Below are 13,402 nucleotides of genomic sequence, written 5' to 3'. Positions count from 1 at the left end.
CGGTAATGCCTGCGAAAAGCCTCAGGCCGAGGCCTTGTCGATGTACTTCACGGCATCGCCGACGGTCAGGATGGTCTCGGCCGCATCGTCCGGGATCTCGACGCCGAATTCTTCTTCGAAGGCCATGACGAGTTCGACCGTGTCGAGGCTGTCAGCGCCCAAGTCGTCGATGAAGCTCGCCTGCTCCGTCACCTTGTCGGCGTCGACGCCAAGATGCTCGATGACGATCTTCTTGACGCGCTCTGCGGTGTCACTCATTTGGGGCATCCTCGTCTTTTGGTTGTCTGTCTTCGTTAGCGGGCGGAATGCCGCTAATCAAGCTGAAAGATGGTCCCGCCGGAAACACAACAAACAGGACCGGTTTTTGCCCGAACCGCCGGGTTGCGGGCCGCATTACACGAAAAATGGCCGAGGTCCAAGCCGAAATGGGCCTTTTCACAACCCGCCGGACCTTGGTCCGTCAGATCATGGCCATGCCGCCATTCACATGAATGGTTTGGCCGGTCACATAGGCCGCTTCATTGGAGGCGAGATAGGCGACCGCAGAGGCGACCTCGGCGCTGGTGCCCATACGCCGGGTCGGGATCGCCGCCATGATCGTCTCCTTCTGCTTGTCGTTGAGCTTGTCGGTCATGGCCGATTCGATGAAGCCAGGGCCGACGCAGTTGACGGTGATGTTGCGGGTGGCGATCTCCTGCGCCAACGACTTGGAAAAGCCGATCATGCCGGCCTTGGAGGCGCAGTAGTTGGTCTGGCCGGGATTGCCTGTCACCCCGACCACCGAGGTGATGTTGATGATGCGGCCATGCCGGCGGCGCATCATCGGATGGGTGAGTTCGCGCGTCAGCCGGAACACGGCGTTGAGGTTGACCTCCAGCACCGCATCCCAGTCGGCATCCGACATGCGCACGAACAGGCCGTCCTTGGTAATGCCGGCATTGTTGACGAGGATGTCGACACCTTCGAGCTCGGCCTCCGCCTTCTGGCCGAGCGCCTTGACCTCGTCGCGGTCGGACAGATTGGCCGGAAAAAGCTTGACCCGGTCGCCGAGCTCGGCAGCCAGCGTCTCCAGCTTCTCGACGCGCGTGCCATGCAGGCCAACGATGGCGCCCTGCGCGTGCAGCACTCTAGCGATCGCCTCGCCGATGCCTCCGGTTGCGCCGGTGACGAGCGCCTTACGGCCGGTCAGTTCGAACATTTTTGTCTCCTGAATCTCAGACGACACCCTTCACATGGGTGGGGTCAAATCGCCAGTGGATTATGCAAGCACGGCCAGCGCCGCCTCGACATCGGCCGCCGTGCCGACGGCCGCGGTGGCGACATCGCGGTTGATGCGTCGCGCCAGTCCCGACAGCACCTTGCCGGCGCCAACTTCGTAGAGCGTCGTGACGCCGTTGGTGCCGAACCATTCCACCGTTTCGCGCCAGCGCACGCGCCCGGTTACCTGTTCGACCAGGCGGCGGGCGATCTCGTCGGGATCGCTGGTCGGCGTGACCGAGACGTTGGACACGACAGGCACCAGCGGCGCGTTCTTCGCCACGCCGGCCAGCGCCTCGCGCATGATCGCTGCCGCCGGCGCCATCAGCGCCGAATGGAAGGGGGCCGAGACCTGCAGCATCAGCGCCCGCTTGGCGCCCTTTTCGGTGCAGAGTTTTGCCGCCAGCTCGACCGCGGCCCTGGCGCCCGAAATCACCAACTGGCCGCCGCCATTGTCGTTGGCGATCTGGCAAACTGAGCTTTGAGCGGCCTCGGCGCAGGCGGCTTCGACATCGGCCTGTTCCAGCCCGATGATGGCCGCCATGGCGCCCTCGCCGGCCGGCACCGCCGCCTGCATGGCATTGCCGCGCACGCGCAGCAGCCGCGCCGCATCGGCGACCGGAACGAAGCCGGCTGCGGCAAGGGCCGAATATTCGCCCAGTGAATGGCCGGCGACGTAAGACACCTTGTCCTTCAGCGAAAAGCCGCGCGCTTCCAGCGCCCGGATGGCGGCCAGCGACACCGCCATCAGCGCCGGCTGGGCGTTGGCGGTCAGCGTCAGCGTCTCTTCCGGCCCTTCCCAGATCAGTTTCGACAGCTTTTCGCCGAGCGCGTCGTCGACTTCCTCGAACACCTTGCGCGCCTCGGGAAAGGCATCCGCCAGATCCTTGCCCATGCCGACAGCCTGGCTGCCCTGTCCCGGAAAGGTGAATGCGACGGCCATTTGGGCTTCTCCAGAGGCTGGTTTTTCCCTGCCTGTGACGCAAGGCGGACGGCCAAGTCAAGCCCGCGGGCAGCGTTTCAGCCTTCCTTGCGGCCGGAAAAACCGGTCGAGTCCCTGTTCCGAAAGCCTTTTTGGCGATCACACCTGATGAAAACCGCTCACGAATCGTTTGCTGGCTCTTCTTATTTTCGCCACAGCCGCTAGCTTTTGCATGACAGTTCTATGACAGATCAGTGACGCGAGTGGGAAAGACGCGTTGCGTGGGCCGGGGGAAGTGAAGTGGCAAGGATCGGAAAGGGCGTGGCCAAACGCGCGCCGCAGTTTCTGGAAGGCGATCCGTCCACCGGCTATCTGCCGGGGCGGAAGTGGCCGGTCGTACGCTATGGCCTGATCAGCCTGCTCGCCTCCGCCATACTGGTTTTTGCCATCGAATGGATCGTGCGCGGCGACTTTTACGGCACGGTCGGCTTCTTCCTGCAGCCCTTCAAGCCGGGCTGGACCACCATCATCGTGTTCGCGCTGGTGCTGATTGGTCTCGACGCGGTGCTCGGCCGCAGCCACCAGAGCCTGATGATCGTGGCGCCGCTGACGCTGGTGCTGGCCTTTGTCGGCCACCAGAAGTCGCACTATCTCGGCGACCCGCTCTATCCGACCGATTTCCTGTATTCCAGGCAGATCATGTCGCTGATGCCGCTTTTGGTGCGCGAGCGACCGATGACCGCGCTGGCCATCGCGATCGGCATCGTCGGCGGCCTGTCGCTGCTCGTCTATGGCTGGCGGCAGTGGCGGCGCCGGGTGCCGGTCCTCAGCCGCAAGGGCCGCCTTGCCAGGCTGACCCTGACCGTGCCGCTGCTCGCCTTCTTCGTCTCGATCATGGACTACGCCACCTTCTCGTGGACCCGCGACCGGCTGCAGATCATTCCGATCATGTGGGACCAAAAGGAAAACTACGCCTCCAACGGTTTCGCGCTGGCCTTCGCGCTCAATGTGCCGATGGCGCATGTCTCGGCGCCGGCGGGCTATTCCGACAAGGCGATCGCCGCGATCGACAGGCCAGGGGTGACGGCATCGGTGCCCGCCGAGAAGCCCGACATCATCATCGTGATGAGCGAATCCTTCTGGGATCCGACCAAGCTGCCCGGCGTCACCATCACGCCGGATCCGATCCCCAATGTGCGGGCACTGCGCTCGGGCTACATGTTCTCGCCCGAATTCGGCGGCATGACCGCCAATATCGAGTTCGAGGCGCTGACCGGCTTTTCCAACGCCTTCCTGCCGGCCGGCTCCATCCCCTACCAGCAATATGTGCGCTCGCCGACGCCCTCGCTGGCCACCTTCCTGAAGAGCGAGGGCTACAGGGCGCGCGCCATTCACCCGGGCACCAACTGGTTCTGGAACCGCGGCGCGGTCTATGCCGATTTCGGCTTCAACGACTTCCGCTCGGAAGAGACGCTGCCGCCGATGCAGAAGCGCGGACCGCTGGCCTCCGATGCGGCAATGACCGACGAGATCATCCGCGAGGCCGATGCCAGCGAAGACCCGGTCTTCTTCTTCGCCGTCAGCCTGCAGAACCACGGTCCCTACGAGCCTTATCGTTATTACAATCCGACCCACAAGGTGCAGGCGCCGATCAGCACATGGGCGCGGGAATCGCTGCTCAGCTACACCGAAGGCTCCGCCGATGCGGACCGCGGGCTAGAGCGCCTGATCGAATGGGCCAGGAAACGCGAGCGGCCGACGGTGATCGCCTTTTTCGGCGACCATCTGCCGCCGCTCGGACCAGTCTATGTCGAGACCGGCTTCATGAAAGACAATGTCGCGCCGCGCAAGGAGCCGGCCGACCAGATGCTGGAGCATCATCAAACGCCGCTGATCATCTGGTCGAATCGCACCGGTCCGGCCGAGGACATGGGCGCGGTCAGCCCGGCCTTCCTGCCCTACCACATATTGACCACGGCCGGCATCACGCATCCCTATTACACCGGCTTCCTCGGCGCGCTGCGCGAACGCTACCGCGTCGTCGACCGCAACCTTCTCTTGACGCCGGCCGGCGAGGCGACACCCGACTGGGCGCGGCAGAAGAAGATCGACCCGGCGATCAACGATTTCCGCCTGCTGCAATACGACATGATGTTCGGCAAGCGCCGCGCCGCGCCCGACTTCTTCCCCGAAACGGTCGACAAGGCGGTCGCCCACACCAGCTGAGCCTGGTGTCTTCGGCCCTGCGACGCCAAGGACGCTGTCTGCAACGCCGCCCGGCCTTGCCTTCCCCGGGAATTGCTGTATAGACGCCCGCAATCTGCCGGTCCTTGCTGGGGGCTGAACGGAGGGCCGTTGCTTTTCTCGAAAAGCGGTGTGTGAAGCCAGAAGCGCTTCCGCCTCCCGTGTCTCCGCTCTCGACCGTCTCGAAATGCTCCTTTCTTCCCGCCCCCTTTTACTGGGGATCAGCGGTCAGAGAAGTTGCAGAGGCTTTTGCCGCGAGGGTCCGGGAGAGAAACGAAGAAAGGCACTGATACACTATGGCTCTTTACGAACATGTGTTCCTTGCCCGGCAGGACCTCTCGCAGCAGCAGGTCGATGCGCTTGTCGAACAGTACAAGGGCGTCATCTCCGCCAATGGCGGGTCCGTCGGCCGGGTCGAGAACTGGGGACTGAAGTCCCTCACCTACCGGGTCAACAAGAACCGGAAGGCATACTACACACTTATGGACCTCAACTGCCCGCCGGCAGCGCTCAACGAGATGGAGCGCCAGATGGGCCTGTCCGAGGACGTGCTGCGTTTCCTGACTGTCAAGGTCGAGGCGCATGAGGAAGGTCCGTCGGCCATGATGCAGAAGCGCGAAGAGCGCTCGGAACGCGGCGGCTTCGGCGACCGTGACCGCGGCGATCGTGGCCCGCGTTCGTTCGGCGACCGCGATCGCGGCGACCGTGGCGATCGTCCGCCGCGCTCGTTCGGCGACGCCGGTGGCGATCGTGGTCCGCGCCGTCCGCGCGAAGGCTTTGAAGGGGGTGCAGAATAATGGTCGACATCAATCAGATCCCGACCCGGCGCCCGTTCCATCGCCGCCGCAAGACCTGCCCGTTCTCCGGCGCCAACGCGCCCAAGATCGACTACAAGGACGTGCGCCTCTTGCAGCGCTACATTTCCGAGCGCGGCAAGATCGTGCCGTCGCGCATCACCGCCGTCAGCCAGAAGAAGCAGCGCGAGCTCGCCAAGGCGATCAAGCGCGCCCGCTTCCTCGGCCTGCTGCCCTACGTGGTTCGCTAACACTTTCGAGGCGGGCGGTTCGCCGCCCGCTCTTCTCCCACGGCGACGGGCGCCGCAGGGTTGAACGTCAAATCCCGAGTTGAGGTGAAAAGCCTCTAACTGCCGCGACAGGCAGGACAGCGACACCGGCGGCAACGCCCTTTTGCTTCCTGACCTGTTCCAGACAATCCGGCGCCGATCGATGGGCGCCCAAACGAAGGAACAAAACCATGGAAGTCATTCTTCTCGAACGCGTTTCCCGCCTCGGCCAGATGGGCGATACCGTCAAGGTCAAGGACGGCTTTGCCCGCAATTTCCTGCTGCCGCAGGGCAAGGCGCTGCGCGCCAACGAAGCCAACAAGAAGAAGTTCGAAGGCCAGCGCGCCCAGCTCGAAGCCCGTAACCTCGAGCGCAAGTCGGAAGCCGCGCAGGTTGCCGAGAAGCTCGACGGCAAGAGCTTCATCGCCGTGCGTTCGGCCGGCGAGACCGGCCAGCTGTACGGTTCGGTGTCGACCCGCGACATCGCCGACCTGCTGACGGCCGAGGGCTTCTCGGTCAACCGCAACCAGATCCAGCTCAACCAGCCGATCAAGACCATCGGGGTGACCAATGTGGCGATCGCGCTGCATCCGGAAGTCGAGGTCACCATCACGCTCAACATCGCCCGCACGGCCGACGAAGCCGAGCGCCAGGCCAAGGGCGAGACGCTGACCACCGCCGAAGCCATCTATGGCGAAGACATCAACGACAATGCGCGGCCGGAGAACTTCTTCGACCCGAACGCCGAGTTCGAAGGCGGCGAAGAGAACGCCTGATCACGCGCGACGGAGTGTCAGAGCGGCCTCTGATCACAGTGTCAGAGCAGCGCTCTGATCACTTTGTCGGCATTTAGCCTTTGTGGACCAATGCCCGGGCCTCGCGCCCGGGCATTTTTGTGCCAAACGGAACTTTTCGAACCCCTATATATTGAGGCAGACTACAACCCCGGGCGTCCTATGACGCGCAAAGGGCGCTGTGGCACCTTGGATTGGCGCATGATCCCCGGCGAAAGCCGGTTGTGATTTTCGGGTCATGCACCAGCACAGCATGTCTGTGAGGGAACATTTGGTCATGAATATCCTGTTGAAGCGCCTTCTCGACCGTCTTGTGCGCACCGGCAATCTCAAGGTGACCGGGCCTAAGGGCTCGACAGTGATCTTCGGCGACGGCAGCGGCGAGCCGGTGCATATGCACATCAAGACCAAGCACGCCGAACGCGCCATCACCTTCGACCCGATGCTGGCGGTGCCGGAAGCCTACATGGATGGCGAGCTCGATATCCTCGAAGGCGGCGTGCTAGGCGTGATGCGCATCGCCTTCCAGAACATGGGCAGCGGCGGCATCGACGCCACCTGGTCGAAGGCGATCGAAGGCCTGCGCCATGCTTTCCGCCGCCTGCAGCAGATCAACACCGCCTCGCGCGCGCGCCGCAACGTGCAGCGCCACTATGATCTGTCGGGCGACCTCTACCGGCTCTTCCTCGATGAGGACATGCAGTATTCCTGCGCCTATTTCGAGCAGCCCGACATGACGCTCGACGAAGCGCAGGCCGCCAAGAAACGTCACATCGCCGCCAAGCTGAGGCTGAAGGCCGGCCAGACCGTGCTCGACATCGGCTCCGGCTGGGGCGGGCTCGGCATCTATCTGGCGAAATACTTCGACGTCGATGTCCAAGGCGTCACCCTGTCGACCGAACAGCACGGTGTCGCCACCGACCGCGCGCATGCGCAGGGCCTGCAAAACCGCGTCCATTTCGACCTGAAAGACTATCGCGAGCTCAACGAGCGCTTCGACCGTATCGTCTCGGTCGGCATGTTCGAACATGTCGGCGTCAACCACTATCGCACCTTCTTCGAAAAATCGGCGACGCTTCTGAAGCCGGACGGCGTCATGCTCTTGCACACGATCGGCCGCTCCGGCGTGCCGTGGGCGACCAGCGCCTTCGTCCGCAAATACATCTTCCCGGGCGGCTACATCCCCGCTTTGTCCGAGGTGATGCCGGCGATCGAGAAGTCCGGCCTCGTCGTCACCGACGTCGAGATGCTCAGGCTGCACTATGCCGACACGCTGAAGCATTGGGGCGAGCGCTTCGCCGCCAACCGCGACAAGGCCAAGGCGATCTACGACGAGCGCTTCTGCCGCATGTGGGAGTTCTATCTGGCCGCCTCGGAAGCGGCCTTCCGCTGGCAGGACCTGGTGATCTTCCAGATCCAGCTCGCCAAGAAGAACGACACGCTGCCGATGACGCGCGACTACATCGGCAAATGCGAGAAGGCGCTTGAAATGCGCGACATGGGCCATCGCCACCAGGCGCCCGTCGCCAAACCGGCCCGCCGCCGCAAGGTTGCGGAGTAGAAGGGCGCCGGCCCCGCGGCCATTGGTCTTGCCATTACCTGCCCAAGCATGAAAAAGGTCTCGTTATCGCGAGACCTTTCATGACCTACCTCATCTACATCGCAGCCGCGCTTGCCGAGATCGCCGGCTGCTTCTCGTTCTGGGCGTGGTGGCGCCTGGAGAGGTCACCGTTGTGGCTGGCGCCCGGGCTTGCCTCGCTGGCGCTGTTCGGTTTCCTGCTGGCGCTGGTCGACACAAATGCCGCGGGCCGCGCTTATGCCGCTTATGGCGGCATCTACATCGCGGCGTCGCTTGGATGGCTGTGGCTGGTGGAAGGTGTGCGTCCCGACCGCTGGGATCTTGGAGGGGCGGCACTCTGCATCGTCGGCGCCTCGGTCATCCTGCTCGCGCCCCGGGGAGCCTGAGCCGTGGAACTCCCCGCCCCGCTGCGGCAAGCGGTCGACCGTATGCTGGAAAAAGTGCCGCTGTCTGTCTTGAAGCAAGCGGCAAGAACGCTGTCCGACCGCTACCGGGCCGAACTGCGTGACGGCCGCCTACATATGGCCGAGGAGATGGCGGTCAGGGCCTATCTGGCGACGCGGCTGCCGGCGACCTACGCGGCGGTGCGCGCCAGCCTCGACGCACTGGCGGACGCCCGCCCCGGCTTCGCGCCGAAGAGCCTGCTCGATGTCGGCGCCGGCCCTGGCACGGTGCTTTGGGCCACCACCGACGTCTGGCCCGACCTCGAAGCGGCGGTGCTGCTCGAAGCGAGCGCCGCGGTGCGCAAGATCGGCCAGTCGCTCGCCAGTGATGCCATCCCCGTCAGAACGGAGTGGCTGGCCGGCGACGCCACGATCGACCTTGCCGGCCTCAGACCGGCCGATCTGGTCAGCTGTGCCTATGTGCTGGACGAGATCACGCCGGCATCGCTGCCGAAGCTGATCGACCGGCTCTGGCAGCTCACCGCCGACACGCTGCTGATCGTCGAGCCAGGCACGCCTGCCGGCTGGCAGCGCATCCTTGCCGTGCGGCGGCAATTGATCGAAGCCGGCGCGCATATGCTGGCGCCCTGCCCGCATGAAGCGCGCTGCCCGCTCGCCCAGCCCGACTGGTGCCATTTTTCGCGCCGCGTCGCCCGCTCGCGGCTGCACCGGCTGGCCAAGGACGCCGACGTGCCATGGGAGGACGAAAAGTTTATTTACGTCGCTGCCTCGCGGCATCCTGCGACTTCGCGCGCGGCGCGGGTGATCGCGCCGCCCAAACCCGGCTCCGGCAAGGTTGTGCTCAAGCTTTGCGAGCTGGACGGCAGCGCCGACGAGAAGCTCTTCACCAAGCGCGACGGCGATGCGTTCAAGGTGGCGCGGCGGCTGGACTGGGGCGATGCCGTCTAGCGGTTGCATGCAACTTGCTTTTGTTCCTTATTTGTTCTATCATAGACAGAATCATCACCTTGCCGAGTCAACCGGAATCGGAGCACGGGAATTCTGTCCTGTGGACGGTGTGCCTCTCCTGTGAACAGTGGGCATCAAATCTGGTTGGACAGGGACTGTTGCAGATAAGTCAGCACCGGCTTTTGTCCGTTCTGATATCGAGAATGCGGGATCGAAATTCGGGGACATCATGGCTGAGGCAGCGCGCAAATTCGGCGTGGCGGAAACACCGCTTTATCGCGAGGCACCAAACAACATCGAGGCCGAGCAGGCGCTGCTCGGCGCCATCCTCGTCAACAACGATGCCTTCTACCGCGTCTCCGATTTCCTGAAAGCCGGGCATTTCTACGAGCCGCTGCACCGCAAGATATTCGAGGTGGCGGCCGAGCTCATCCGCATGGGCAAGGTGGCGACGCCGATCACGCTAAAAACCTTCCTGCCTGCCGACGAGAAGGTCGGCGACATGACGGTGGCGCAATATGTCGTGCGGCTGGCCGTCGAGGCCGTCACCGTCGTCAATGCCACCGATTATGGCCGCGCCATTTATGACCTGGCGACGCGCCGCGCGCTGATCACCGTCGGCGAGGACATGGTCAACATCGCCTATGACGCGCCGGTCGACATGGCGCCCTCCGAGCAGATCGAGGATGCCGAGCGGCGCCTGTTCGAGCTGGCCGAGACCGGCCGCTACGATGGCGGCTTCGAAAGCTTCACCGATGCGGTCAAGACCGCCGTCGACATGGCCAATGCCGCCTATATGCGCGACGGGCACCTGTCGGGCGTCGCCACCGGCCTGCGCGACCTCGACCGCCGCATGGGCGGCCTGCAGCCGTCCGACCTGATCATCATCGCCGGCCGCCCGGGCATGGGCAAGACGTCTTTGGCCACCAATATGGCCTTCAACATCGCCGAGGCCTATGTGCCCGCACAGCAGGCCGACGGTTCGTTCAAGGCCGCCAATGGCGGCGTCGTCGGCTTCTTCTCGCTGGAAATGTCGTCGGAGCAGCTCGCCACCCGTATCATTTCCGAGCAGACCGAGATCCCGTCGTCAAAAATCCGTCGCGGCGAGATTTCCGAGATGGATTTCGAGAAGCTGGTCGCCTGCTCGCAGACCATGCAGAAGATCCCGCTGTTCATCGACCAGACCGGCGGTATCTCCATCGCCCAGCTGTCGGCCCGCGCACGTCGCCTGAAGCGTCAGCGCGGCCTCGACCTCATCGTCATCGACTATATCCAGCTGATGCAGGGATCGAGCGCCAAATCCTCGCAGAACCGCGTGCAGGAAATCACCGAGATCACCACCGGCCTGAAGGCGCTGGCCAAGGAACTCAGCGTGCCGATCATCGCGCTGTCGCAGTTGTCGCGTCAGGTCGAAAGCCGCGACGACAAGCGCCCGCAGCTGTCGGATTTGCGCGAATCCGGCTCGATCGAGCAGGACGCCGACGTGGTGATGTTCGTCTATCGCGAGGAATACTACCTGAAGAACCGCGAGCCGAAGCCCGGCACCGACGAGTACGTCAAGTGGGAAAACGAGATGAACGAGATGCGCGGCAAGGCCGAAGTCATCGTCGCCAAGCAGCGCCACGGCCCGACGGGTTCGGTCAGCCTCGCCTTCCAGGGCGAGTTCACCCGCTTCTCCGACCTTGCCGAGGAGCATCATTTGCCGGATCGGTTTGAGTAGACTTGGCGGACGTCCAGACAATGATGCGGGATGGCAGCGCTCTACGGCGCCCCCCTCTGTCCTGCCGGACATCTCCCCCACGAGGGGGGAGATTGGATGTCGCGACCGCTTCGCCAATTTTCAGCGTTGCAAGACGAGAGCCGGCGCCGCAACTGCCAAACTCCCCCCTCGTGGGGGAGATGTCCGGCAGGACAGAGGGGGGCGCGAAGGATCACGGCGCTCCCCAATTGGCGGGAAGGTAGCACCTTGGCCAAATCCCGCGTCCAGTTCATCTGCCAGAATTGCGGCTCCGTGCATCAGCGCTGGGCCGGCAAATGCGATGCCTGCGGCGAGTGGAACACGCTCGTCGAGGAAGGCACCGCCGGCGGCATCGGCTCGGGGCCGGCCAACACGCGCAATGCCCGCAAGGGCCGCGCCGTGGTGTTGACCAGCCTGTCCGGCGACATCGAGGATGCGCCGCGCATCGTCTCCGGCATCGGCGAGCTCGACCGCGCCACCGGCGGCGGTTTTGTCCGCGGATCGGCCCTTTTGGTCGGCGGCGATCCCGGTATCGGCAAGTCGACGCTGCTCACTCAGGCGGCGGCGGCGCTGGCGGCAAAGGGCCACCGCATCGTCTATGTCTCGGGCGAAGAGGCGGTCGCCCAGATCAGGCTGCGCGCCCAGCGGCTCGGCGTCGCCGACACGCCGGTCGAACTCGCCGCCGAAACCAATGTCGAGGACATCCTCGCCACCATAGCCGATGGCAAGCGGCCGGATTTGGTGATCCTCGATTCGATCCAGACGCTGTGGACGGACATGGCCGATTCGGCGCCCGGCACCGTCACCCAGGTGCGTGCCGCCGCCCAGGCGATGATCCGCTATGCGAAATCCACAGGTGCTGCGATCGTGCTGGTCGGCCACGTCACCAAGGAAGGCCAGATCGCGGGCCCTCGCGTCGTCGAGCACATGGTCGACGCCGTGCTCTATTTCGAGGGCGAAGGCGGCCATCACTACCGCATCCTGCGCACGGTGAAGAACCGTTTTGGGCCGACCGACGAGATCGGCGTCTTCGAAATGTCGGACAAGGGCCTGCGCGAGGTCGCCAACCCGTCCGAGCTGTTCCTCGGCGAACGCCATGCGAAATCGCCGGGCGCCGCGGTTTTCGCCGGCATGGAAGGCACGCGTCCGGTGCTGGTCGAGATCCAGGCGCTGGTGGCGCCCTCCTCGCTCGGCACGCCGCGCCGCGCCGTCGTCGGTTGGGACGGCGCCCGGCTGTCGATGGTGCTGGCCGTGTTGGAGGCGCATTGCGGCGTGCGCTTCGGCACCCACGATGTCTATCTCAACGTCGCCGGCGGCTACCGGATTTCGGAGCCCGCCGCCGATCTCGCGGTGGCGGCGGCACTGGTTTCGTCGCTCATCGGTCTTGCCCTTCCGGCCGATTGCGTCTATTTCGGCGAAATCAGCCTGTCGGGCGCGGTGAGGCCAGTTGCGCATGCGCAGCAGCGCCTCAAGGAGGCCGAAAAGCTGGGTTTTGGAAGCGCGGTTCTGCCCTTGGGCAGTGAGGAACTTGTTGGTGGTAATGGGGCCGGGGGGATCGGGGCCAGCGCTTTCCAGCCCACCGAGCTTGCCGATCTCGTGGCGCGCATAGCCGGCTCACGGCGCAGCCGCGCCGACGAAAAAGAGTGACGCGGCTCGTCGAGCCGTGAAAAAAAGACAGGGGCGAAAGACATGCCGATTACGCTGCTTGACGGAATTCTCGTCGGCTTCACCCTGGTCTCGGCAATGCTGGCCATGGTTCGCGGCTTCTCCCGCGAGGTGCTGTCCGTGGTTTCCTGGGCAGCGGCGGCGGCGGCGGCCTTCTTCTTCTACAAGCCGGTTCTGCCCTACGTTCAGCCCTATGTCGACAACGACAAGATCGCCATGGCGGCGGCCGCTGCCATCGTCTTCGTCATCGCGCTGATCGTCGTTTCCGTCATCACCATGAAACTCGCCGACTGGATCATCGATTCCAGGATCGGCGCGCTCGACCGCACGCTGGGTTTCCTCTATGGCGCGGCGCGCGGCATCCTGGTGGTCGCGGTGGCGCTTTTGTTCTTCAACTGGCTGGCCGGCGCCAAGGCACCGGCCTGGGTCGCCAACGCCAAGTCGCGGCCGCTGCTGGAACAGATCGGCGCCAAGCTGGAAAGCCTGCTGCCCGAGGATCCGGAAAACGCCATCCTGAAGAAGCTGAACCCGAATCAGCCGGCCGCGCCCGAGGCCGGCACAGAGGCCCCCGCCGCGCCGACAACGGAAGCACCGGCAACCGGCGACGACGCCGATGCCCCGGCGCCCGACGACAGCGGAAGCGATGCGCCGGCCGACAATGCACCGGCCCAGCCCGCCAATCCGGCGCCCGCGGCGCCGGCAAACTGATGCCTGGCTAGAAGAGGGCCGGGCCTGACGATGATGTGAACGCCGCGCGACATGCGTTGCTTTCGACGCGCTATCACCTT

General features: G+C 64.5%; 13 protein-coding genes. 10 read left to right on the top strand and 3 right to left on the bottom strand.

Going from position 1 to position 13,402, the window contains the following annotated elements; genetic code table 11:
- Positions 1-21: 21 nt before the first annotated feature.
- The 3 genes from AC04SI_RS21715 to fabD form a co-directional block, all read right to left on the bottom strand.
- Positions 22-258, bottom strand: coding sequence for an acyl carrier protein (locus AC04SI_RS21715; RefSeq protein ID WP_006203723.1), 237 nt, complete (start codon positions 256-258; stop codon positions 22-24).
- 202 nt (positions 259-460) lie between these two features.
- On the bottom strand, positions 461-1,198 hold the full coding sequence (fabG, locus tag AC04SI_RS21710) for a 3-oxoacyl-[acyl-carrier-protein] reductase (protein WP_488474849.1): 738 nt from the start codon (positions 1,196-1,198) through the stop codon (positions 461-463).
- Between the two features lie 60 nt (positions 1,199-1,258).
- Entirely contained in the window at positions 1,259-2,200 is a 942-nt protein-coding gene (gene fabD, locus AC04SI_RS21705; protein ID WP_404280738.1) for an ACP S-malonyltransferase, read from the bottom strand.
- 279 nt (positions 2,201-2,479) lie between these two features.
- On the opposite strand from fabD, the gene AC04SI_RS21700 reads away from it, so the two are divergent.
- From AC04SI_RS21700 to AC04SI_RS21655, 10 genes are all read left to right on the top strand, one after another.
- Complete coding sequence (locus AC04SI_RS21700) at positions 2,480-4,405, top strand: LTA synthase family protein (protein WP_404280736.1); 1,926 nt, start codon at positions 2,480-2,482, stop codon at positions 4,403-4,405.
- Positions 4,406-4,719: 314 nt separating this feature from the next.
- Positions 4,720-5,220, top strand: coding sequence for a 30S ribosomal protein S6 (rpsF, locus tag AC04SI_RS21695; RefSeq protein ID WP_192181295.1), 501 nt, complete (start codon positions 4,720-4,722; stop codon positions 5,218-5,220).
- On the top strand, positions 5,220-5,468 hold the full coding sequence (gene rpsR / locus AC04SI_RS21690; RefSeq protein ID WP_006203718.1) for a 30S ribosomal protein S18: 249 nt from the start codon (positions 5,220-5,222) through the stop codon (positions 5,466-5,468). Before rpsF ends, rpsR begins: the two co-directional genes overlap by 1 nt.
- A 209-nt stretch (positions 5,469-5,677) precedes the next feature.
- Entirely contained in the window at positions 5,678-6,262 is a 585-nt protein-coding gene (gene rplI, locus AC04SI_RS21685; protein WP_404280720.1) for a 50S ribosomal protein L9, read from the top strand.
- Between the two features lie 295 nt (positions 6,263-6,557).
- Positions 6,558-7,841, top strand: coding sequence for a cyclopropane fatty acid synthase (locus AC04SI_RS21680; RefSeq protein ID WP_404280718.1), 1,284 nt, complete (start codon positions 6,558-6,560; stop codon positions 7,839-7,841).
- A gap of 80 nt (positions 7,842-7,921) precedes the next feature.
- Entirely contained in the window at positions 7,922-8,245 is a 324-nt protein-coding gene (locus AC04SI_RS21675) for a YnfA family protein (RefSeq protein WP_404280715.1), read from the top strand.
- Between the two features lie 3 nt (positions 8,246-8,248).
- The gene (locus AC04SI_RS21670) at positions 8,249-9,211 is read left to right on the top strand and encodes a small ribosomal subunit Rsm22 family protein (RefSeq protein ID WP_488474848.1); all 963 of its coding nucleotides are present in this window, start codon (positions 8,249-8,251) and stop codon (positions 9,209-9,211) included.
- Between the two features lie 229 nt (positions 9,212-9,440).
- Positions 9,441-10,931 (top strand): replicative DNA helicase, encoded by a 1,491-nt coding sequence (locus AC04SI_RS21665; RefSeq protein WP_404280711.1) that lies wholly within the window; start codon positions 9,441-9,443, stop codon positions 10,929-10,931.
- 246 nt (positions 10,932-11,177) lie between these two features.
- The gene (gene radA, locus AC04SI_RS21660) at positions 11,178-12,596 is read left to right on the top strand and encodes a DNA repair protein RadA (RefSeq protein ID WP_488474847.1); all 1,419 of its coding nucleotides are present in this window, start codon (positions 11,178-11,180) and stop codon (positions 12,594-12,596) included.
- A 42-nt stretch (positions 12,597-12,638) separates the two neighbouring features.
- The gene (locus AC04SI_RS21655) at positions 12,639-13,322 is read left to right on the top strand and encodes a CvpA family protein (protein WP_404284751.1); all 684 of its coding nucleotides are present in this window, start codon (positions 12,639-12,641) and stop codon (positions 13,320-13,322) included.
- Positions 13,323-13,402 lie beyond the last annotated feature (80 nt).

Source organism: Mesorhizobium sp. CNPSo 4689 (assembly GCF_057784325.1).
The sequence above is the reverse complement of the archived record's forward strand: the minus strand, read 5'-3'. Positions and strand labels throughout refer to the sequence as shown.

Bases quoted from the DNA above. Each gene is read 5' to 3' on its own strand.
- AC04SI_RS21655 (WP_404284751.1), top strand. From the start codon at position 12,639: ATGCCGATTACGCTGCTTGACGGAATTCTCGTCGGCTTCACCCTGGTC.
- AC04SI_RS21675 (WP_404280715.1), top strand. From the start codon at position 7,922: ATGACCTACCTCATCTACATCGCAGCCGCGCTTGCCGAGATCGCCGGC.
- rpsF (WP_192181295.1), top strand. From the start codon at position 4,720: ATGGCTCTTTACGAACATGTGTTCCTTGCCCGGCAGGACCTCTCGCAG.
- rplI (WP_404280720.1), top strand. From the start codon at position 5,678: ATGGAAGTCATTCTTCTCGAACGCGTTTCCCGCCTCGGCCAGATGGGC.
- fabD (WP_404280738.1), bottom strand. From the start codon at position 2,200: ATGGCCGTCGCATTCACCTTTCCGGGACAGGGCAGCCAGGCTGTCGGC.
- rpsR (WP_006203718.1), top strand. From the start codon at position 5,220: ATGGTCGACATCAATCAGATCCCGACCCGGCGCCCGTTCCATCGCCGC.
- AC04SI_RS21665 (WP_404280711.1), top strand. From the start codon at position 9,441: ATGGCTGAGGCAGCGCGCAAATTCGGCGTGGCGGAAACACCGCTTTAT.
- AC04SI_RS21680 (WP_404280718.1), top strand. From the start codon at position 6,558: ATGAATATCCTGTTGAAGCGCCTTCTCGACCGTCTTGTGCGCACCGGC.
- AC04SI_RS21715 (WP_006203723.1), bottom strand. From the start codon at position 258: ATGAGTGACACCGCAGAGCGCGTCAAGAAGATCGTCATCGAGCATCTT.
- fabG (WP_488474849.1), bottom strand. From the start codon at position 1,198: ATGTTCGAACTGACCGGCCGTAAGGCGCTCGTCACCGGCGCAACCGGA.